Raw genomic sequence first — 20,507 nt, 5'->3', positions numbered from 1 at the left:
TGGCGGGCTGCGGTAGCTCCCTGGGGTACTTGCCTGGCTATGGGGCGGCTCTGTTGGCGTTGCAACTTGCAGGCCGCAGCAGTCGGTGCGCCTGGCAAGGCCCGGAAAGCCTCAAGGCAGCGGCCAGACCACCCCGTTGTCGTTCAGGATCGCGTCCAGCGGCACGTCGTGCGGCTCCGGCTCCAGATCGGGCAGGAAGCCGTTGGTGTAACCCAGGCCCACCGTGAACGGCTTGGGCTGCAGCGCCGCCAGCGTGCGGTCGTAGAAGCCGCCGCCATAACCCAGGCGGTAGCCCCCCGGGCCGTAACCCACACACGGCACGAACAGCAGCGTGGGCTGGATGATCTCCGTGTCCTTCGGTTTCGGGATGCCGTAGGCGTCCTCCTCCATCGGGCAGCCCGGGTACCAGGTGTGGAAAGTCAGCGTCTTGTCGATCTTGTTGATCACCGGCAGTCCGATGCGCCGCCGCCGCGTGGCCCCCATCGCGTCGGCCTCCATTCCCGCCTCCTGCCAGCGGAACAAAGCAGGCAAAGGATCGAACTCACCCTTGATCGGCCAGTAGGCCCCGATGGTCACGTCGGGCCGGTCCACCAGCCACACCCGCATCACCCGCTGCAAGGCGTCGTTGCGTGCCAGCCGGTCCTCCAGGTGCAGGCGCTCCTCCACCAGCTGCTTGCGCCAGATGGCCTTGCGCTGCAGGGGATCAGGCTGGGCAGAGGGTGCTTTGTTATCCATAATTCGCTTATGACACTGAAGAAGACGTTGCGACACCGATTGTTGACCATTATGGCGGCCACCGTGCTGCCCTGGGGCGCCATGCTCGCGCCCGCTGCCGCGCAACCGCTCACCGACGCCGACCGCACCCTGCTGGACATGCGCCAGGCTTTTGCCAAGAACAACCCGGCCCAGCTGCGCGCCGCCTTGCCCCAGGTTCTGGGCCACCCGCTGGAACCGCTCGCCGCCTACTGGGAACTCAAGGCCCGCCTGGAAACCGCCTCCACCGACGAAATCCGCTCATTCCTGAACCGCTACGCGGGCACCTACCACGAAGACCGCCTGCGCAACGACTGGCTGCTCCTGCTGGGCAAAGCGGCCAACTGGCCGCTGTTCCTGGAGGAGCTGCCCCGTTACAGGATGAATGACGACCGCGAAGTGCAGTGCTACGCCCTGCTGGCCCAGCGCGACCGCCTGGGTGCCAGCGCCGCGCAGCAGGTGCGTGCCTTGTGGCTGGCACAGAAGAAGGCCGATGACGGCTGTGCCGCTGCCGCCCAGTACTGGCTGCAAACCCGTGCCTTGCCTGCCGAAACCGCCTGGCACAGGGCGCGCTGGGCCATGGAGTTCAACCAGCCAGCCGCCGCCATCCAGGCGGTTGGCATGCTCGACCCCGCCTGGGTCAGCCTGGTCAATACCATCCACACCAACCCCGAGCGCTACCTGGACGAAAAGGTCACCGCGATCCGCACGCGCACGAAGGAACTCGTCACCCTGGCGCTCATCCGCCTGGCGGTGCGCGACCCGCTGGCCGCCGCCGACGAGGCCGACAAGCTGCGTTGGCGCACCCAGCTCACCGCCGAGGAACAGAGCTGGGTGTGGGGCGTGATCGGCAAACGGCTGGCGCTGAGGCTTTCCGACCAGGCCCTCGCGGCCTTTGCCAAAGCGCAAAACCAATACCTGAACGACGACCTGCTTGGCTGGCGCACGCGGGCGGCATTGCGCGGGGGCGCCTGGGATCAGGTCGAGGCGGCCATCGCCGCCATGAGTGCCGCTCAGCAAGCCGAACCCGTCTGGACCTACTGGATGGCCAGGGCACTGCAGGCGCGCAACACCCCCGAAACCCGCAGGCAGGCCACCGTCCTGTACCAGCGCATCGCGGGCAGCGCCGGTTTTTACGAACAGCTGGCCCTGGAAGCGCTCGGCCAGGCCGTCACGCAGCCCCTGGCGCCCATGCCGCTGACCCCTTCTGAAATGCAAGGCGCCCGCGAGAACCCGGGCCTGCAGCGTGCCCTGAAGGCCATCCAGATCGGCCTGCGCAGCGAAGGCGTGCGGGAGTGGAACTACAGCGTCGCCTTGCACACCCCAGGTGGCATGGGTGAGCGCGAACTGCTCGCGGCGGCAGACCTGGCCTGCAGACACGAAATCTGGGACCGCTGCATCAACACCAGTGCCCGCACCCAGAACGAGCTGGACCACTCACAGCGTTTCCCCATGCCTTTCAGGGACACGGTGGTCAGGCGCGCTCGTGAAATCAACCTCGACCCAGCCTATGTGTACGGTCTCATCCGCCAGGAAAGCCGCTTCATCATGGATGCGCGCTCCCACGTCGGCGCCTCGGGCCTGATGCAGGTGATGCCCGCCACTGCCAGCTGGACCGCCAAGCGCATCGGCCTGACCGACTTCAAGCCCCACCAGATCACCGAACGCGACACCAACATCATCATCGGCACGGCCTACCTCAAGCTCGCGCTGGACGACTTTGAAGGCTCCATGGCCATGGCGGCGGCTGCCTACAACGCCGGCCCCGGCCGCCCCCGCACGTGGCGCAACGGCCCCGTGCTGGAAGCCCCTATCTGGATCGAGAACATCCCCTTTGACGAGACCCGTGATTACGTCAAACGGGTGCTCTCCAACACCACCAATTACGCCGTCCTCATCACCGGCGAGCCGCAGCGGTTGAGCAGCCGGCTCGCGCCGGTCGGCCCCCGTTCCGCTGCGGCGCAGGCTCCCAACACTGACCTGCCCTGACCCTTTTCCTTCACTCACTTCAACGTACCCATGAAAAAGGTTCTTCTTCTGGGTGGCACCGGCTTTGTCGGCCGCCACGTCTGCGAGCAACTCACCCGCCAGGGCGTGCGCGTTACCGTCGCCACTCGCCGCTTCAGCAACGCCCAGGCAGTGCAGACCCTGCCGATGGTGGACGTCATTGAGGCCAACCCCCACGACGAAGCTGCACTGCGTGCATTGCTGCCGGGCCATGACGCGGTGGTCAACCTGATCGCCGTGCTGCACGGCAGCGTGCAGCGGTTTGAGCAGGTCCATGTCAAGCTGCCGCAGACGCTGGCGCGCGCCATGCAGGCCAGCGGCGTGAGCCGCCTTGTGCACGTGAGTGCCCTGGGCGCCAGCCTGGAGGGCCCCTCCCTGTACCAGGCCAGCAAGGCTCGCGGCGAGGCCGCCCTGCGCGAAGCAGGCCTGGACCTCACCGTCCTGCGGCCCAGCGTCATCTTCGGTGCGGAAGACAAGTTCCTCAACCTCTTTGCCCGGCTTCAGCAAGTGTTGCCCATCGTCCCGCTGGCGGGCGCCAGCACCCGCTTCCAGCCGGTGTGGGTGGGAGACGTCGCCCAGGCCATCGTGCGCTGCCTGCAGCAACCGCAAACCACTGGGCAGACCTACGAGTGCGTGGGCCCCGAGGTGCTGTCCCTCGGCGACATCGTGCGCATGGCTGGCCGCCTCAGCGGGCATCCGCGCCCGGTGCTGGGCTTGCCGCGCGCACTGGCCTACTTTCAGGCGCTGTTCATGGAATGCCTGCCCGGCGAGCCGTTGATGAGCACCGACAACCTGCGCTCCATGGAGGTGGACAACGTGGCATCGGGCAACGCCCCCACGCTGGCAGACCTGGGCATCTCGCCCACGGCGCTGGAAACCACGGCTGCCCGCTACCTCGACCTAGCCGGCCAGGCCGATCCGCTGCTGCATGTGCGCGAGCGCGCCGGCCGCGCTTCCTGACGGAAAAAACCCCCGGTGCGCATAAGGTGCACCGGGGTTGACGCACTAAACCGGTGGGCGTCAGAACTTGCGGCTGTACTGCAGTCCAAAGCCGTTCTGGCTCATGCCTATGCGGGCATCAATGCCCGGCGTCATGCTTGGCCCGGCCACGTTTTCGCGTTTGCCGTGCCAGATGGCGAAAGTCCACTCGGCATCCTTGTCTGGCGAATAGGTCCCGCCGAAGGTGATGTGCCTGCGCACCACCCCCGGCGCCAGGATATTGAACATGGCGTCAGCCGACGTCACCGGGTTGTCGCCATGGTTGTAGCCCGCCCGCAGGGTCCAGCTGCCGTTCAAGCGCCACTGCACGCCGACCTTCACCACGTTGATGTCTTTCCAGCCGAAACCCGAGCCACCCGCCTCACCCAGCTGCGTGCCCGACATGATCGGGGCCAGGCTGCCATTGGCAATGGACGGCACCTTGCCATAGCCAATGCGCTGCCAGTCCATGGCCAGCTGCACGTTCGGGGTCACCTGCAGGGCAATGCCCAGGTTGTAGTTCTCCGGGATGTCGAAATCCCCACCGCCCGCGAACAAGCCCGAATATTTGTCGAACCGGCTCATGCCGATCTTGGGGGAATACGAAGCGCCCAGGGTCACGACATCGTTCAACCGCCCCATGTACCCCAGGCGTATCCCGATGCCGGTACTGGTGTCCTTGCCCCGGTTGGTCAAATTGCCGGGCGACGATGAGTACATCGAGAAGCCCTGCAGCCCGTAAGCCTCGAAACGCTGCAACACCAGCAACGGCGACACACCGATCGAGTGCCCTGGCGTGAACTGGTAGGCCACGGTTGGTGCCACGATCAGCTGCATCAGGTCCACGCCCAGCTTGCCCTGGCCACCCAGCAGGTTGGAATCATCGGGGAACGGCGCATACGACGTGTTCATCCCGCCATTGCCGTACACCGTCAACCCCACCGCCAGCTGCTCGGACAGCTTCACGTTGTAGCCAAACTCGGGGATCAGGAAGGTATTGCGGCCGCTTTTCACCACGGGGCTCGCGCCCACCAGCTCCGCGTCCCGCTTTGGGGTGAATATCTCTGCGCCAATGTCCCAGCGGTTCCCCGCGAACATGGCGGCCGCAGGGTTGTTCACCCCAGCAAAGCCGTCCTGTGCCAAGGCCGCAGCTGTGCCGCCCATGCCCTTGGCCTTCAGGCCAAAGCCGTGCGGGAAGTAGCCGTTGGTTGCATGCGCGGCCTGTGCCGCCCCCAGCAAGGCCACCGCCATGCCCAACCGCTTCCAGGCAGTCGTCTTCTGCTTCATGGTTTTGTCTCCTCGTCTCTCTTGTTGATGTGTGGATATCCGGGCGTCCCTCTCCTGGCACCCTCGGCGTCAAGGCTCAGAAGTCGCCCTTGGAGGCTCGGTCGATGATCTGGTACATCGCCTCGCGCACCATCCAGGCCTCCTCCTTCAAAGGGGACGGCAGCTTGCGCCCCATCTTGACCATCATGTCCATGTTGAGTGTGTAGAGCCACAGGCCATCTGGCTGCTCCACCATCGAGACCCGGCACGGCATGTAGGCCGACATGGCCGGACTGAAATCGGCCATGCGCCGGGCAATCGTCGGGCTGCAGAACTGGTAGATCGTCAGCACCGGCTCCTTCTTGCCCGATCGCGCCTCCAGCTCCTTCGACAGCGGCAGGGTTCCCACGTCGCGGATGTTGTGCTCCACCGCCACCATCCGGATGATCTCCTCGACCTGGGCCACCGTCATTCCGTCCTTCACCTTGCGCGACCAGGTGGTCGCCACGGCGATGTCACCCTCCCCCTCGATCCAGCGGTCCCACATCCGGCCCGCCTCACCCGCGGCGCCGTCCTCCAGCTTGCCGATGGTGGACAGCGTGCCGCAACCACTGGTTGCCAGGGCAGCGACCGACAGGACCATCAAGACAGCACTTCGTTTCCATATGCGCATTGCTTGCACCTCTTTCGCAGTTGGGATTGCGCCGGCTTGACAAATATCAAGCTCAACGTGCCTGCACGATATCGGAGAGGTCAAAAATCAAGCATTGGCATTTACCCTAGGGGGTAGGGTTTATTGAGGCACAAGAGAAGTCGCCTGAAAGGGGTATGCGCCCGTTCGAGCGGAATTTTTGGCACACTTCCCCGTATTTCCTTCTTCGAATCTCAAGAGACACACCATGGCCACTACCTCCAAAGCCACCTCACGCAGCCCCAAAGCGGCCCCAACCGTGGCGGCCTCCTACCGCTCCGAGCACCAGCGCGACATCGTCAACCGTCTGCGGCGCATCGAGGGCCAGGTTCGCGCCCTGGTGGAAATGGTCGAAGGCGGCCGACCGTGCGAAGACGTTGCCCAGCAGATGTCCGCCGCGCGCAAGGCCATGGACAAGGCGTTCTACCGCATGATGGCCTGCACCGTGATGGAAGCCGTCACCGGCACCGAGGCCGAGGCCGATGTCGAGCGCTCCACCCGCATCCTCGAAAAGTACGCCTGAACAGGAAAACCCCATGCTGCGCCTCTACATCGGCAACAAGAACTATTCCTCCTGGTCCATGCGCCCCTGGGTGCTCATGCGCCAGGCAGGCATTTCCTTCCAGGAAGTGATGGTGCGCTTCGACTCCTTCGATGCGGACTCCAAGTTCAAGCAGTCCCTGGGCGGCGTCAGCCCCACGGGCAAGGTGCCGGTGCTGGTCGACGACGGCGCAGAGGGTGGTCCGCTGGCCGTCTGGGACACCCTGGCCATTGCCGAATACCTGGCCGAACGGTTCCCGCAAAACGCGTTGTGGCCAGCGGCAGCTGCCGCCCGGGCCACCGCGCGCAGCGTCTGCGCCGAAATGCACAGCGGCTTCGGCGCGCTGCGCAGCGCCTGCCCCATGAACATCGAGGCACACCTGCCCGACACGGGCGCGCTCATCTGGCGCGACAACGCCGCCGTTCGCGCCGACGTTGCCCGGCTGACCCGCATGTGGGAAGGTTTGCTTGCACAGCATGGCGGCCCCATGCTCTTCGGGGAGTTCAGCATTGCCGACGCCTACTACGCCCCGGTGTGCATGCGCCTGCACAGTTATGCGCTGCCCGTCTCGGCCACCGTGGCGGCCTACGTCGAACGCGTGCGCGCCCTGCCAGGGGTGCAGGCCTGGATTCAAGACGCTCTGGCCGAGCAGGACTTCCTGGACTTCGAGGAACCCTACCGGATGCGCCGCTGAACCGGCGCGCCACAGCACATGGACATCTACCTGGTAGGCGGTGCCGTTCGCGACGGGCTGCTCGGCCGTTTCCACACCACGCACCGCCTGCCCGACGGCACCCCGCATGCCGACCGCGACTGGGTCGTCGTCGGCGCAACCCCCGAGGCCATGGTGGCCCAGGGCTTCCTGCCTGTCGGGCGGGATTTCCCGGTCTTCCTGCACCCCAAGACGCGCGAGGAATACGCGCTGGCGCGCACCGAACGCAAGACCGCTCGCGGCTACCACGGGTTCGAGTTCCAGGCGCATCCCGATGTCACCATCGAACAGGATCTGGCCCGGCGCGACCTGACGGTGAACGCCATGGCACTGCCCCTGGGCGAGCTGGACACCGAGGGCCGCTTCGACCCTCACAGCCCTGCGCTGATCGACCCATACGGTGGACTGCGCGACCTGCAGGCCAGGGTGCTGCGGCACGTGACGGACGCTTTCCACGAAGACCCGGTGCGCATACTGCGCATGGCGCGCTTCGCCGCGCGCTGGCCGGATTTCACGGTGGCACCCGAAACCCAGGCGCTGATGCAGCACATGGTCGACAACGGCGAGGTCGACCACCTTGTGGCCGAACGCGTGTGGCAGGAACTGTCCCGCGGGCTGATGGAGCAGCGCCCTTCCCGCATGCTGGACGTTCTGCGCGCCTGTGGCGCCCTGCACGTGCTGCTGCCCGAAGTGGATCGCCTGTGGGGCGTGCCCCAAAGGGCCGACTACCACCCCGAGATCGATACCGGCGTGCACCTGTGCATGGTGCTGGACATGAGTGCGCGCCTGCAGGCCCCGCTGCCCGTTCGCTTCGCCTGCCTCTGCCACGACTTGGGCAAAGGCACCACGCCCGCCGACGTCCTGCCCCGCCACATCGGTCATGAGGGCCGCAGCGTCAAGCTGCTGCAGACGGTTTGCGAGCGCTGGCGCGTGCCCAGGGAATGCAAGGAACTGGCAGAGGTGGTGGCCCGGGAGCACGGCCACATCCACCAGAGCCTTGCGTTCGGCGCCGAAGCCGTGTGGCGCCTGCTGGAGCGCTGCGACGCCCTTCGCCGCCCGCAGCGTTTTGCCGACATCTTGCTGGCCTGCGAATGCGATGCACGCGGTCGCCTGGGCCACGAGGACGACGCCTACCCCCAGGCAGCTCGCCTGAGCACAGCGCTCGATGCCGCGCTGGCGGTTGAAACGGCGCCCATTGCTGCCCAGGTCATGGCACACGCGGCAGACGCCGCCAAGGCCGGCCTGCACATCGCGCAAGCCATTGCCTCAGCGCGCACGGCGGCCGTCGATCAGGCTCTCACGGCATTCGACGCCCAGTCAGCGGACGCTGGCCAGCGCTGAACGCACCCAGCGCACGATATCCGCCTGCCCCATTGCGCCGGGCTGGCGGGCCACTTCGCGGCCACGGTAAAACAGCGCCAGCGTGGGAATGCTGCGGATACTGAACCGCGCCGCCAGCTGCTGTGCCTCTTCGGTATTGACCTTGGCCAGCCGCACCTGCGGCTCCAGTTGGTTTGCTGCGGCCTCATAAGCGGGGGCCATCATCCGGCACGGGCCACACCATGGCGCCCAGAAGTCCACCAGCACCGGCAAGTCGCTGCGCGACACATGGCGCTCGAACGATGCCTCGTCCAGCGGCACGGGGTGCCCGGTGAACAAGGGCTGGTGGCACTTGCCACAGTCCGGCGCGTTGCCCAGGTGCCCATGGGCAACACGGTTGGTGGTATGGCAGTGGGGGCAGACGACGTGCAAGGGTTCCATGGTGGAGCAAGCTGGAAGGTTGAAACAGCAGGCGAATACGCCTCATGTGGCGCTGTCCCGTGCAATTTCAAGATACCCCATGCGGTACCAAGCACCTTCGGGCATCGACCCTGGGCTTCAGATCAGGTGACTGATCAGGCTGGCCACGAAGCTCAAAAGAATGGTGGTGGTGACGGGCAAAAACCACTCCCGCCCGAACGCCCGGAAACGAAAGTCCCCCGGCAGGCGGCCAAACCCCAGCTTCTGCAGCAGCGGCGTGAACCAGCTGATCAGCAGCAACGCGAGGAAGATGACGATCATCCAGCGAATCACGGAACCACCTCAGAGCGTGTGGGTGCGGTCGCCCTGGGCAAATCCCAAGGGCAGCCAGCCATCGGCACTGGCCATGGGGGCCAGCGCCAGCACCTTGAACAGCTCGCCCATCTCGTGCTCGTTGACCAGACGGGCCATGTTGGCGCGTTCGGCCAGCGGCGCGTCCTGCCCCATTGCCAGCAACCCCGCGTTGATGAGGAAGCGCCCCTGGCTGGTGTAACCCATCACCTGCAGACCAGCGTCCTGCGCGGCCAGCGCCACGCCTGTGAAGTTGACGTGCGCGGTGATGTCCTTCAGCCCCAGGCCGGTGAGCGGATCGGCGTCGCTGCGGTGCAGCCGGTGGCAAATCAGTGTGCCCATGGCGCGCTGGGGGTGGTAGTACTCCGCCTCGGGGAAACCGTAGTCGATGAAGAACCCCGCCCCGCGGCCCCAGCGCTCGGCCAGCGTGCGCACGAAGGCCTCGGCTTGCGGATGGATCTCCGTCACGTAATCGTGGGTGCCCTCCACCTCGACGGGTGGCCGCAGAGCGGTCGGGCGGTCTTGCCAGACGAAGACGCCGTCCGCGTTCAGCCCGACACCGCGCTCCTGCCAGCTGCCTTTGACGCGCGCGAGCAACTGCACCGGCATGGCGTCCAGCACTTCGTTGCCCAGCAACACGCCATCAAAGTGTTCCGGCAGCCGGTTCTCCCAGGTCACACGGCCGGCAAAGCCGCTCAGCGTCTCTTGCTGGCGGGCCCGCAACGTGCCCGACAGATCGACGATGTGGTACGCCACACCATCCATCCCCTCGGCGCTGAGCTGTGCCAGCACCTGCCGGGCCAGGGCCCCCGTGCCTGCGCCAAACTCCCACACGTCCTTCGTGCCGGTGGCCTGCAAGGCCTGCGCCACCTGGCGGCCCAGCGCCCGCCCGAACCAGGGCGACAATTCGGGCGCTGTGACGAAATCCGACCCGCCCTGCGGCATGGCACCGAACTTCACCGTGTCGTTGGCGTAATAGCCCAGGCCGGGCGTGTACAGTGCCAGGGCCATGAAACGGTCGAACGGCAGCCAGCCACCGCAGGCGGCCAGCTCGCTCACAATATGGGCTTTCAGCTTCTCGGACAACAAGGATTCGCTCAAGGTGGTGCGTGCGTCGGATGGATGTGCGCGCCATCATAAGCCCCCACACCATGCCCGCCACGCCCCCCCCAAACACCCCGCCTTCCGTGCTGGTCACAGGAGGCGGTGTTCGCCTGGGCGCTGCCCTGTGCACCACCTTTGCCGAGGCCGGGTGGCACGTGCTGTGCCAGTACCGCCACTCTGCCCGGGCGGCCCAGGCGCTTTGCGACGCGCTCGTCAAACGCGGGCTGCTCGCCACCGCCATTGAAGGCGACCTGACCAGCGACACGGGGCGCACCGACCTGATGCAGCGCGCCCAGGCACTCGCCGGACCGCTCCAATGCCTGGTCAACAACGCCTCAGCCTTCGAACCCGACACGGGCGAAACCTTCGACCCGTCCCTGGCACGCAACCAGCTGGAAGTGAACCTTGTTGCGCCGCTGGACCTGTCGCGCCTGTTGGCCGCCGGGCTGGCACGTCAACCCGGCGCGCAAGGCAGCGTCATCCATGTCCTGGACCAGAAGGTCTACAACCTCAATCCCGACTATTTCTCCTACACGGTCACCAAGCTGGCGCTGGAGCGCGCCGTGGCGCTGCAGGCCCAGGCGCTGGCGCCGCAGGTGCGCGTCTGCGGTGTGGCCCCCGGGCTGATGTTCCCCAGCGGCCCGCAAACGCAGGAAAATTTTGAACGCGCCAGCCGTGTCAACCTGTTGCGCCGCCCCATCGACCCGGCCGACGTGGCGCGCACCTGCCTGTTCCTCGCGCAGACGCCCTCCATCACCGGCACCACGGTCTGCGTCGACAACGGCCAGCACCTCGTTCCCCTGGCACGCGACGTCATGTTCGCCATCGACACCCCATCCTCCGCACCATGATCGACGTCACCCCACCCACCCACCTGTCCCTCATGGACGAACTGCGGCTGCATTGCCGCAAGCTCTTCCTGCGCAGGCACGAGGTACAGGCCCGCATCGGCGCCCACGATTTCGAAAAGGGCGTGACCCAGCGCCTGTGGATCGACGTGGAGCTTTACGTGCCCTTTGAGCATTCCAAGCCGTCTCTGGACCGGCTGCACGAGGTGGTGGACTACGACTTCGTGCGGGCCGAAGTGGCCTTGCGCCTCGCCCAAGGCCACGTGGAACTGCAGGAGACGCTGTGCGACGACCTGGCCCGCCGCCTGCTGGCGCACCCCGGCGTGCGCGCCGTGCGCGTGGCCACGAGCAAACCCGACGTCTACCCCGACTGCGAAGCCGTGGGCGTGGAAGTCTTCCACGTCAAGGACCTGACCCCCAACCCGGAACCCGCCCACCTGCCATGACCACGCTCTCTGTTCCCAAGGCCGGCACCCAGATCCTGACGCTGACCGGTCTGCGTTTCGACGCCAACCTCGGCATCCTCGACCACGAAAAAACCGGCCCCCAGCCCATCCAGGTGGACGCCGAACTCAATCAGGGCACCCAGCCGCTGATGCCGCACGACGACGACATCAGCCACGTGCTCGACTACCGCAAGGTGCGCCAGATCATCATTGACGAGTGCACCGCCGAACACGTGAACCTGCTGGAAAGCCTGATCGGCAAGCTGACGCACCGCCTGATGCAGCTGCCCGGGGTCATCGGCGTGCGGGTCCGCATCGCCAAACTGGAAATCTTCCAGGATTGCGAGGTTGCCATCCGCATGGAAAGCGGGCAGTGGTGATCCGCGCCGGGCGGCAGCGCCTGCCCGAATCATCGTAATATGATGGATATGCGCATGCCTCGAACCCGTGGTGGGTTTCCCCCGTAGCAGGCGCACGGAGAACTGCATGATCCTGTCTGCCATGGCGGCTTTGCTGCGCCGCGCGAGCGTGATGCTTGCGCTAGCCGCCTGTGCGCTTCCGGCAACTGCTCACGAAACCATCCGCATCCTGACGGAGGAATACCCCCCCTTCAACTACACCGACAAGGGCAAGGTCACCGGCCTGGCCACCGAGGTGGTGCAGGCCGTCCTCAAGGAGATCGGCATTGAAGGGCAGATCCAGTCTCTGCCCTGGGCGCGGGCCTACGAAACGGCCCAGAACAGCGAGAACGTGCTGCTCTACGCCGTGCACCGGTCCAAGGAACGGGAAAAGCTCTTCAAGTGGATCGGGCCCATCATGCCCACCAACTTCTACCTCTTCGCCTGGAAGAGTCGTAACCTCCATGTCAGTGACTTGCGGCAGGCGCAAACCCTGCAGATCGGCACGGTCAACCAGGACATTGGCGAACAGTTTCTGATCCAGCAAGGCTTTCTGCCAGGGCGCAACCTGCAGTCGAGCGGCAAGTACGAGCAGAACTACGAAAAACTCAAACTCGGCCGGATCGACCTGTGGGTGATGAACGAGCTCAGCGCCTATCACATTGCCCGGCAGTCGGGTGACGACCCCTCCCGCGTCCTGCAAAAGGTGCTGTTCATTCCCGAGTTGAGTGGCAATGGCAACTACATGGCGTTCGGCCTGAAGACCTCCGACGCGCTGGTGGAGCGGTTCCGCAAGGGGCTGGAGACGATCAAGAAGAACGGCACCTACGACGCCCTGCAGAGGAAATGGCTTTGACTCCAGCGTCTTTCCGGCCCGCCAGCGCCACGCTGGGCTCCAGGCTGGTCCTGGCCACCCTGGGCTTCTGCCTGGTGTTCACGCTGCTGGTGGTAGGGTTGCGCACCTGGTCGGCCTGGCAAGACAACATCTCGGCCTTGTCCGGCGAACTGCGCCTCATCGGGCAGATTTACCAGCGCTCCCTGTCCAAGTCAATCTGGGACATGGACCGCGAATCGCTCGAAGCGCACGTCAGGGGCGTGGCCAACGTCGCGTCCGTGGGGCAGATCGAAGTCACGCTGCAATCGGCCAACCGCGCACCCGAGGTGCTGCGCAACGCGCGCGAGGGCTGGCAGCCTTCCACCCAAATCCCGGTGCTGCGCGTGCAGCTCGATTACGAGCCCTTTGCCGGTGGCAGCGAAGTCATTGGCGAACTGGCACTCTACGGCGACGAGCGGGTGTTGTGGTCCCGCCTGCGCGACGAAGTGGTGGCCATCGTCGTGACGCAGGTGGTCCAGTCGCTGCTGCTCGCCAGCCTCATCATGCTGATGTTCAACAAGCTGGTGACCGTTCATGTGCGCCGCATTGCCCAGCACCTGGGAAAGCTGACGCCCGCCAACCTTGGGCAGGCACTGCGGCTAGACCGTGACACCGCCCGCCACGACGAACTGTCCCAGCTGGTGACGGGGGTCAACCAGCTGCAGGGCAACCTGTCGAGCTACCTGGAACAGCAGCAACGTTACGAACAGGAGCTGCTGGTTCACCGCGACAACCTGGCGCTCCTGGTGAAGGAGCGCACCACCGAACTGGAAGCCGCCAACGCGCGCCTGGACAGCCTTGCGCGCACAGACACGCTCACGGGCCTGGCCAACCGCCGCCAGTTCGACGAGGTCAAGCAAGTCGAATTCCACCGCTCCCTGCGTTACGGACACCCATTGTCATTGCTGGTGTGCGACATCGATCACTTCAAACGCTACAACGACGCCTACGGCCATGCCGCTGGCGACCAGTGCCTGCGGCGGGTAGCGCAGGCGCTGCGCGACGGCTGTGCCCGGGCAACCGATCTGGTGGCAAGGCTGGGGGGCGAGGAGTTCGCCATCCTGCTGCCCGCGACGGACGCGGCACACGCGGCTCAGATCGCCGACCGGCTACGGCTGGCCGTGGCCCGGCTGGGCATTGAACACAAGGACTCCGACACGGCCGCCCATGTCACCATCAGTCTGGGGCTGGCACAACTCGACCCGGGCAGGACCAGCACCTTCGATGACCTGTTCATGCAGGCCGATGCAGCGCTCTACGAGGCGAAGGCTGCTGGTCGAAACCGCTGCGTCGTCCACATCGTGCCCGGCTGACGCAGGCGCCCCACCGAACCACCCACTCCCGGAGGTCCGCATGAAACACATGTCCGCTACGTTGCTGCTCTGTGTCGGCGCATGGTTCGGCCAGTTGGCCCTGGCGCAGCCCGTTCGTGTCGTCACCGAAGATGCCCCTCCGTACTCCTTCATGCAGAACGGGCAAATCGGCGGCACGGCCACCGCGGTGCTGGAAAAGACCCTGCAAACCGCGGGCATCCAGGACTATCGCATCCAGATGTACCCGTGGGCCAGGGCCTATGACATCGCCCTGACCGAGCCCAACGCGCTCATCTACATGATCGCCCGCACCCCGGCGCGTGAACAGCAATTCCAATGGGTAGGGGAATTCACGCGCATCAGCTACCACCTCTACAAGCTGCGTGGCCGTGACGACGTTGCCCCGCGCGATCTGGACGGTGCGCGCCCGCATGCCATCGGCGTGATCCGCGACGACGTGCGGCACCAGTACCTGCAGCGCAAGGGTTTCGCGAGGCTGGTCATCTCCGCTGGTGCGGCGGACAACCTGGCCAAGCTCGCCAACCGGCAGGTCGACCTGGTGCCGCTGACCGAAGGCGAGACCCAGTCCTTGTGCCAGGCCATCAAGCTTGACTGCACCCGGCTGGAAAAAGTCATGACCCTCAACGAAATGACCACCGGTCTTTACATGGCCTACAGCAAGAACACGCCGGTGGAGCTGGTCAAACGCACCCAGGCGGCCTTCGATCAGCTGCAGGCCAGCGGCACGGTCCGGCGCCTCATGGACGGGCAGACACCCGCCCGGAGCCCGGCAACGGCAGCCAAAACCCCTTGAAACAGCCTGTATCCCCGTGAAACCACGCAGCGCGGGATAATTGGCGTTTTTTCGAAGCTTGGCAATTGCCAACAGACGACACCGATGAGCGCTGCATGGACCACGGAGGGCGCCCCCAGCCCCGCCTCCACCTCTTCCGACCTCAAGATCGAACGGGAAAACCACAAGCTGGAAAAGCGCCTGTGCCGCCTGACCGGACAGGCCATCACCGACTACAACATGATCGAGGCGGGTGACCGCGTGATGGTCTGCCTCTCCGGCGGCAAGGACAGCTACGCCCTGCTCGACATCCTGATGAAGCTGCAGCAGCGCGCGCCCGTGCGCTTCGAGCTGGTCGCCGTCAACCTGGACCAGAAGCAACCCGGCTTCCCGGCAGACGTGCTGCCCAACTACCTGAGCAAGCTGGGCATCCCCTTCCACATCGAGACGCAGGACACCTACTCCATCGTCAAGAAGGTGATTCCCGAAGGCAAGACCATGTGCAGCCTGTGCAGCCGCCTGCGCCGGGGCATCCTTTACCGGGTGGCGCGTGAGTTGGGCTGCAACAAGATCGCCCTGGGCCATCACCGCGATGACATCCTGCAGACCCTGCTGCTCAACATGTTCTTCGGCGCCAAGCTCAAGGGCATGCCCGCCAAGCTGGTGAGCGACAACGGCGAATTCATGGTGATCCGCCCGCTGGCCTACGTCGCCGAGAAGGACCTGATCCGCTGGGCCCAGGTGCGCGAATTCCCCATCATCCCCTGCACACTTTGCGGCAGCCAGGAAAACCTGCAGCGCCAGCATATGAAGGAAATGCTGAAGGACTGGGAAAAACGCTTCCCCGGCCGCGTGGACAACATGCTCACCGCCTTGCAGAACGTGGTGCCCAGCCACCTGATGGACCGCAAGCTCTACCCCTTCGAGACACTGCAGACCACTGGCGTGGCGAGCGAGGACGGTGACACGGCCTTTGACGAGGAACCTCTGCCGCTGGCGGCGCCTCTACCCCAGGAGCAGGTCATCTCCCTCAGCCCCAGCCACTGAAGCCCGCCATGTTCAACCGCCGCCGCTTGGCCCGCTTGGCCGTGCTGCTCGCCGTCGCAGCCGCCCTGGGCGGCTGCGCCAGCGTGATCCGGCTGGACAACGATGTGCGCAGCTACGCCGCATGGCCTGCGGGCAAGGCCCCGGCCAGCGGTGACACCTACCGGTTCGAGCGGCTGCCCTCACAGCGTGATGGGGAGATGGCGTTGCGGCAGGACACCCTGGAAAGCCTGACGCGTGCAGCGTTGACGAAGGCCGGGCTGCAGCCGGCAAGCGACGCTGCCCGGCCTGCGGGATGGGCAGTGCAGGTGAGCGCGCGTTCGGTCAGAATGCCTTACGCCCCCTGGGATTCCCCCTATGACGCCTGGCCCGGCTGGGGCCTGGCAGGGCGCGACTACGTGGTCACGGGAAGCGGACGGGTGGTCTGGACCCCGATGTTCATGCACGTGCGTTCGCCGTACTACCAACGCGAAGTCAGTCTGATCATCAGGAACACCTCGGGCCAGGTGGCTTACGAGACCCGCGCCGCCCATGACGGGCCTTGGCACGACACCGAGGCAATGTGGTCGGCCTTGCTGGACGCTGCCTTGCAGGGCTTTCCTCAGCCCCCTGCGGGGACCAGGCGTGTGGTGATCGAAGTCCCGAGGTGACCCGGTCTGCCGGACCGGTCAATGGTCAGGCAGCCACGATGTCGTGACGCCCGAGCACGGTGCGCAACACCTCGGCCAGCTCCTTCGCGGCAAACTTGGCCACGTAGGCATCGGCGCCCGCGCTGCGCACGTGGCTCTCGTTGGTGTCCCCCGTCAGCGAGGAATGGATCACCACCGGCAGGCCGCGCATCTGCGGATCCTTCTTGATGTTTCGCGTCAGCGTGAACCCATCCATCTCGGGCATTTCCAGGTCCGTCAGCACCACGGCCACGCGGTCCTGCACAGGAATGCCCTTGGCTTGGCAGTCGGCCGCGATCTGCTGCAGTGTCTCCCAGGCCTCCTTGCCGGTCTTGGTCATGACGAAAGGCAGGTTCAGCACCTTGAGTTCCTGCTCGATCATGCTGCGGGCCACGAAGGAGTCGTCAGCCGCCAAAACGATCGCGTTGGGCTTGATCTTGACGGCCGGGCCCACGGTTTCAGAAGTCACCTCCACCTTCTCGCTGGGAAGCACGCGCTGCAGGATGGATTCCACGTCGAGGATTTGCGCGAGCCGGGTGTTGTTCTGGTCGCCGTCCAGGCGGGCAATGCTGGTGACGTAGCCACGCGCCACCGTGCCGTCAGCCGACAGGATCTGGTTCCAGTCCAGCCGCACGATGTCCTCCACCGACTCGGCCGCAAAGGCCTGGGTGGTGCGGGCGTATTCGGTCACGAGCATGATGTTAAGGCCGGTCTTGGGCACGCAGCCGACCACGGCCGGCAGGTCGATCACCGGGATCACCTGCCCACGCAGGTTGACCACACCCAGCACATGTTGCGGCGCCCCGGCCATGGTCGTGACTGGCGGCATGGCCACGATCTCGCGGATCTTGAAGACGTTGATGCCAAAAAGCTCCGAGCGGTCAGTGCCCGCCGAATCGCCCAGCCGGAACAGCAACATCTCGAATTTGTTGGACCCGGTCAGGTTGGCGCGTTCGTCGATTTCTTTTTGAATGGATGAGCTCATGGGCAGAATGTCCTGATTGGCGTGGCACCCGGGCGTGCGCCATTACCATTGCATTCTAGGCACAAGTGACCGCAGGTCGCAAACTTCACACTGGACAGGAACCACACCAAGGAGCCCCTTACGTGCATTGCACCCGCATACTGGCCATCCGTCACGGCGAAACCGCCTGGAACAAAGACACCCGCATCCAGGGCCAGATCGATATTCCGCTCAACGATACGGGGCTCTGGCAGGCTGGCCGCGCCGCGCAGGCCCTGCGCGACGAGGACGTACACGCGGTGTACGCCAGCGACCTGAGCCGCGCCCACCAGACGGCCAGCGCCATTGCCAGCGTGCTGGGACACGATGTGCAAACCCACCAGGGATTGCGTGAGCGCTGCTTCGGGGCATTCCAGGGCCAGACCTGGGCCGAACTGGAAGCCAACTGGCCCGACGACGCCCTGGCCTGGCGCAAGCGCGTACCAGATTACGCGCCCCCCCAGGGTGAAAGCCTGCTGCAGTTGCGTGAACGCGTGCTGTCCACCCTGGACGACATCGCCGCGCGCCACCTGGGCCAGCAGATCGCCGTGGTGGCACACGGCGGGGTACTCGACATCCTTTACCGTGCCGCGACTCGGGTGGAGCTGCAAGCCCCCCGCACCTGGGAGCTGGGCAACGCCGCCATCAACCGCCTGCTCTGGACCCCCGAAGGCCTGAGCCTGGTGGGCTGGGCAGACCGCAGCCACCTGGAACAGGACAGCCTGGATGAAAACACCGCTTGACAGCTTGATCGGCCAGCCCGTGGCCGCCATCGACACCCCTGCGCCGGTGATCGACCTGGACGCCATGGAGCGCAACCTGCACACGATGGCGGCATTCGCCCGCCAGCACGGCGTGCGGCTGCGCCCCCACGCCAAGATGCACAAGAGCGCCGAACTGGCATTGCTGCAGATGCAGGCAGGTGCCGTGGGCGTGTGCGTGCAAAAGACGGCCGAGGCAGAGGCCCTGGCCGCTGGCGGCGTGACCAACATCTACATCAGCAACGAGGTGGTCGCCCCTGCCAAGCTGCGCCGGGTGGCCACGCTGGCGCAGGCATTGGCTGCGAGAGGCGGACGGCTGGCCATCGCCGTGGACAGCCTGGCGGGCGTGCAGGGTCTGGACACCGCCATGCGCCAGACAGGCGCGGCAGACGCTTGCCTAGAGGTTTTCGTGGAACTCGACGTGGGGCAAGGCCGCTGCGGCGTGCCCCACCCCGAAGGCGTGGTACCGCTGGCCCAGGCCATCTCCCAATGCCCAGCCCTGCGGTTTGCAGGACTGCAGGCCTACCACGGCAAGGCCCAGCACCTGCGCACGCCAGAGGAACGCCGTGCAGCGCTGGCCGCGACGCTGGACAAGGTGAACCAGGCCCGCGCCTTGCTCGACACCGCCGGGCTGCCCGCGCCGCTGGTCACGGGTGCGGGTACCGGCACCTTCGTGCTGGAGGCTGCCAGCGGCGTCTATGGCGAGCTGCAGACCGGCTCCTACCTGTTCATGGACGCGGACTATGCCCGCAACGAACTGCCCGCCGGGCAGCCGCGCTTCGAGCACGCCCTGTTCATCAAGACGCAAGTGATCAGCGCCTGTGCCGATCACGCGGTATGCGACGCCGGGCACAAATCACATGCCATTGACTCGGGCCTGCCGCACGTGCACGGCGCGGCGCTGGAATTCGCCAACGGTGGAGACGAGCACGGCATCCTGCGCGCCAGCCAACCCGGCACGCCCTTGCCAGCGATAGGTGATTCTCTCTGGCTCATTCCCGGCCACTGCGACCCCACCGTCAACCTGCACAACCACCTCATCGGCGTGCGCGGCGGGCTGGCACAAGGCGTGGTCGAGCGCATCGTGCGCGTGGACGCGCGTGGCGCACTGACCTGACGGCCCTGCCCGCGCCCGGCCACACGAGATTCACTCGCTAAAGAGCGAGTCGTCCTGCGCCGGAGGCGCCACACCCAGGTGGCGGTAGGCCGCCAGCGTGGCAATGCGCCCGCGTGGCGTGCGCTGCAGGTAACCCTGCTGGATCAGGTAGGGCTCGATCACGTCCTCGATGGTGTCGCGCTCCTCACCAATGCTGGCCGCGATGTTGTCCAGCCCCACCGGCCCGCCATCGAACTTGTGGATCACGGCTTCCAGCAGCTTGCGGTCCATCAGGTCGAAGCCGACCGGGTCCACGTCCAGCATGGCCAGCGCACGGTTGGCCATGTCGCGGGTGATGGTGCCCGTGCCCTTGACCTCGGCGTAGTCGCGCACGCGGCGCAGCAGGCGGTTGGCAATGCGCGGCGTGCCACGCGAGCGCCGCGCGATCTCGAAAGCGCCATCGTCCTCGATGGGGGCTTGCAGCAGGCCCGCGCTGCGGCGCACGATGCTGCGCAGCTCCTCTGCGGTATAGAACTCCAGCCTGGCGACGATGCCGAAGCGGTCGCGCAGCGGGTTGGTCAGCATGCCCGCGCGCGTGGTGGCCCCCACCAGGGTGAAAGGCTGCAGGTCCAGCTTGATGCTGCGCGCCGCGGGGCCCTCGCCAATCATGATGTCGATCTGGTAGTCCTCCAGCGCGGGGTAGAGGATTTCCTCCACCACTGGCGACAGCCGGTGGATCTCGTCGATGAAGAGAACGTCGTTGGGCTCCAGGTTGGTCAGCAGCGCGGCCAGGTCCTTGGGCTTTTCGAGCACCGGCCCGCTGGTCTGGCGCAGGTTCACCCCCAGTTCGTGCGCGATGATGTGCGACAGCGTCGTCTTGCCCAGGCCGGGCGGGCCGAACAGCAGCACGTGGTCCAGGGCCTCCTCGCGCTTGCGCGCCGCGCCGATGAAGATTTCCAGCTGCTCGCGCACCTTGGCCTGGCCCACGTATTCCTGCAGGCCCTTCGGCCGCAGGGCGCGCTCCAGCGCCTCCTCGCGGGTGCTCTCCGGCGCAGCGGACACCATGCGCTTGGGCGCCTGGAAGGCGAAGTCGTCGGTTTCAATGCTCATCGGCGCACCC

Annotated in this window: 23 protein-coding genes; 15 read left to right on the top strand and 8 right to left on the bottom strand. The window is 65.9% G+C overall.

Annotated elements, in window-relative coordinates; all coding sequences use genetic code 11:
• Positions 1-111 precede the first annotated feature (111 nt).
• Positions 112-735: a 5-formyltetrahydrofolate cyclo-ligase gene (locus ACYVHH_RS05690; RefSeq protein ID WP_460564134.1), complete on the bottom strand. Its 624-nt coding sequence runs from the start codon at positions 733-735 to the stop codon at positions 112-114.
• A 9-nt stretch (positions 736-744) separates the two neighbouring features.
• Between ACYVHH_RS05690 and ACYVHH_RS05685 the strand changes: the two genes are divergently transcribed.
• Positions 745-2,742 carry a lytic transglycosylase domain-containing protein gene (locus ACYVHH_RS05685; RefSeq protein ID WP_460564133.1) on the top strand — a complete coding sequence of 666 codons (1,998 nt, stop codon included), beginning with the start codon at positions 745-747 and terminating at the stop codon, positions 2,740-2,742.
• A 30-nt stretch (positions 2,743-2,772) separates the two neighbouring features.
• Positions 2,773-3,720: a complex I NDUFA9 subunit family protein gene (locus ACYVHH_RS05680; protein ID WP_460564132.1), complete on the top strand. Its 948-nt coding sequence runs from the start codon at positions 2,773-2,775 to the stop codon at positions 3,718-3,720.
• 60 nt (positions 3,721-3,780) lie between these two features.
• Here ACYVHH_RS05680 and ACYVHH_RS05675 read toward each other — a convergent pair whose 3' ends face one another.
• Both ACYVHH_RS05675 and ACYVHH_RS05670 read right to left on the bottom strand, forming a co-directional pair.
• Positions 3,781-5,025 carry an OmpP1/FadL family transporter gene (locus ACYVHH_RS05675; protein ID WP_460564131.1) on the bottom strand — a complete coding sequence of 415 codons (1,245 nt, stop codon included), beginning with the start codon at positions 5,023-5,025 and terminating at the stop codon, positions 3,781-3,783.
• Positions 5,026-5,101: 76 nt separating this feature from the next.
• Positions 5,102-5,647 (bottom strand): DUF302 domain-containing protein, encoded by a 546-nt coding sequence (locus ACYVHH_RS05670; protein WP_460564130.1) that lies wholly within the window; start codon positions 5,645-5,647, stop codon positions 5,102-5,104.
• 256 nt (positions 5,648-5,903) lie between these two features.
• Between ACYVHH_RS05670 and ACYVHH_RS05665 the strand changes: the two genes are divergently transcribed.
• From ACYVHH_RS05665 to ACYVHH_RS05655, 3 genes are read left to right on the top strand one after another with little or no spacing between them, the layout of a single operon-like run.
• Positions 5,904-6,218 (top strand): metal-sensitive transcriptional regulator, encoded by a 315-nt coding sequence (locus tag ACYVHH_RS05665; RefSeq protein ID WP_460564129.1) that lies wholly within the window; start codon positions 5,904-5,906, stop codon positions 6,216-6,218.
• Between the two features lie 13 nt (positions 6,219-6,231).
• Positions 6,232-6,930 (top strand): glutathione S-transferase family protein, encoded by a 699-nt coding sequence (locus ACYVHH_RS05660; protein WP_460564127.1) that lies wholly within the window; start codon positions 6,232-6,234, stop codon positions 6,928-6,930.
• Between the two features lie 18 nt (positions 6,931-6,948).
• Entirely contained in the window at positions 6,949-8,289 is a 1,341-nt protein-coding gene (locus ACYVHH_RS05655; RefSeq protein ID WP_460564126.1) for a multifunctional CCA addition/repair protein, read from the top strand.
• Here the strand turns inward: ACYVHH_RS05655 and trxC are convergent.
• The 3 genes from trxC to ACYVHH_RS05640 all read right to left on the bottom strand — a co-directional run bounded on the left by trxC (position 8,266) and on the right by ACYVHH_RS05640 (position 10,140).
• The gene (trxC, locus tag ACYVHH_RS05650; protein WP_460564125.1) at positions 8,266-8,709 is read right to left on the bottom strand and encodes a thioredoxin TrxC; all 444 of its coding nucleotides are present in this window, start codon (positions 8,707-8,709) and stop codon (positions 8,266-8,268) included. The two genes, ACYVHH_RS05655 and trxC, sit on opposite strands and share 24 nt — an antisense overlap.
• Before the next feature lie 117 nt (positions 8,710-8,826).
• Positions 8,827-9,021, bottom strand: coding sequence for a DUF2905 domain-containing protein (locus tag ACYVHH_RS05645; RefSeq protein ID WP_460564124.1), 195 nt, complete (start codon positions 9,019-9,021; stop codon positions 8,827-8,829).
• Between the two features lie 9 nt (positions 9,022-9,030).
• Positions 9,031-10,140, bottom strand: a complete 1,110-nt coding sequence (locus tag ACYVHH_RS05640) for a class I SAM-dependent methyltransferase (protein ID WP_460564123.1) — start codon at positions 10,138-10,140, stop codon at positions 9,031-9,033.
• 50 nt (positions 10,141-10,190) lie between these two features.
• Between ACYVHH_RS05640 and ACYVHH_RS05635 the strand changes: the two genes are divergently transcribed.
• The 8 genes from ACYVHH_RS05635 to ACYVHH_RS05600 all read left to right on the top strand — a co-directional run bounded on the left by ACYVHH_RS05635 (position 10,191) and on the right by ACYVHH_RS05600 (position 16,509).
• Positions 10,191-10,994, top strand: a complete 804-nt coding sequence (locus ACYVHH_RS05635; RefSeq protein WP_460564122.1) for an SDR family oxidoreductase — start codon at positions 10,191-10,193, stop codon at positions 10,992-10,994.
• Complete coding sequence (locus ACYVHH_RS05630) at positions 10,991-11,437, top strand: dihydroneopterin aldolase (protein ID WP_460564121.1); 447 nt, start codon at positions 10,991-10,993, stop codon at positions 11,435-11,437. The genes ACYVHH_RS05635 and ACYVHH_RS05630 overlap by 4 nt, the downstream gene beginning before the upstream one ends.
• Positions 11,434-11,817, top strand: coding sequence for a dihydroneopterin aldolase (locus tag ACYVHH_RS05625; protein WP_460564120.1), 384 nt, complete (start codon positions 11,434-11,436; stop codon positions 11,815-11,817). Before ACYVHH_RS05630 ends, ACYVHH_RS05625 begins: the two co-directional genes overlap by 4 nt.
• 106 nt (positions 11,818-11,923) lie before the next feature.
• The gene (locus ACYVHH_RS05620) at positions 11,924-12,691 is read left to right on the top strand and encodes a substrate-binding periplasmic protein (RefSeq protein ID WP_460564119.1); all 768 of its coding nucleotides are present in this window, start codon (positions 11,924-11,926) and stop codon (positions 12,689-12,691) included.
• Positions 12,682-14,022 carry a GGDEF domain-containing protein gene (locus ACYVHH_RS05615; RefSeq protein ID WP_460564118.1) on the top strand — a complete coding sequence of 447 codons (1,341 nt, stop codon included), beginning with the start codon at positions 12,682-12,684 and terminating at the stop codon, positions 14,020-14,022. The genes ACYVHH_RS05620 and ACYVHH_RS05615 overlap by 10 nt, the downstream gene beginning before the upstream one ends.
• A gap of 40 nt (positions 14,023-14,062) precedes the next feature.
• A complete protein-coding gene (locus tag ACYVHH_RS05610; protein ID WP_460564117.1) occupies positions 14,063-14,836 on the top strand; it encodes a substrate-binding periplasmic protein in 774 nt (257 codons plus the stop codon).
• Between the two features lie 84 nt (positions 14,837-14,920).
• Positions 14,921-15,862: a tRNA 2-thiocytidine(32) synthetase TtcA gene (gene ttcA, locus ACYVHH_RS05605; RefSeq protein WP_460564116.1), complete on the top strand. Its 942-nt coding sequence runs from the start codon at positions 14,921-14,923 to the stop codon at positions 15,860-15,862.
• A gap of 8 nt (positions 15,863-15,870) precedes the next feature.
• A complete protein-coding gene (locus ACYVHH_RS05600) occupies positions 15,871-16,509 on the top strand; it encodes a DUF4136 domain-containing protein (RefSeq protein WP_460564115.1) in 639 nt (212 codons plus the stop codon).
• A gap of 25 nt (positions 16,510-16,534) precedes the next feature.
• On the opposite strand, the gene ACYVHH_RS05595 is transcribed toward ACYVHH_RS05600, so the two are convergent.
• Entirely contained in the window at positions 16,535-17,512 is a 978-nt protein-coding gene (locus ACYVHH_RS05595) for a chemotaxis protein (protein ID WP_460564114.1), read from the bottom strand.
• 122 nt (positions 17,513-17,634) lie between these two features.
• Here ACYVHH_RS05595 and ACYVHH_RS05590 point away from each other — a divergent pair, with 122 nt between their 5' ends.
• A complete protein-coding gene (locus ACYVHH_RS05590; RefSeq protein ID WP_460564113.1) occupies positions 17,635-18,273 on the top strand; it encodes a histidine phosphatase family protein in 639 nt (212 codons plus the stop codon).
• Positions 18,257-19,408 carry a DSD1 family PLP-dependent enzyme gene (locus tag ACYVHH_RS05585; protein ID WP_460564112.1) on the top strand — a complete coding sequence of 384 codons (1,152 nt, stop codon included), beginning with the start codon at positions 18,257-18,259 and terminating at the stop codon, positions 19,406-19,408. The genes ACYVHH_RS05590 and ACYVHH_RS05585 overlap by 17 nt, the downstream gene beginning before the upstream one ends.
• A 30-nt stretch (positions 19,409-19,438) precedes the next feature.
• Here the strand turns inward: ACYVHH_RS05585 and ruvB are convergent, their stop codons facing one another.
• On the bottom strand, positions 19,439-20,497 hold the full coding sequence (gene ruvB, locus ACYVHH_RS05580) for a Holliday junction branch migration DNA helicase RuvB (RefSeq protein WP_460564111.1): 1,059 nt from the start codon (positions 20,495-20,497) through the stop codon (positions 19,439-19,441).
• Positions 20,498-20,507 lie beyond the last annotated feature (10 nt).

The sequence above is a fragment of the Hydrogenophaga aquatica genome, assembly GCF_054780915.1.
This window is presented reverse-complemented; position numbering and strand designations above follow the sequence as displayed.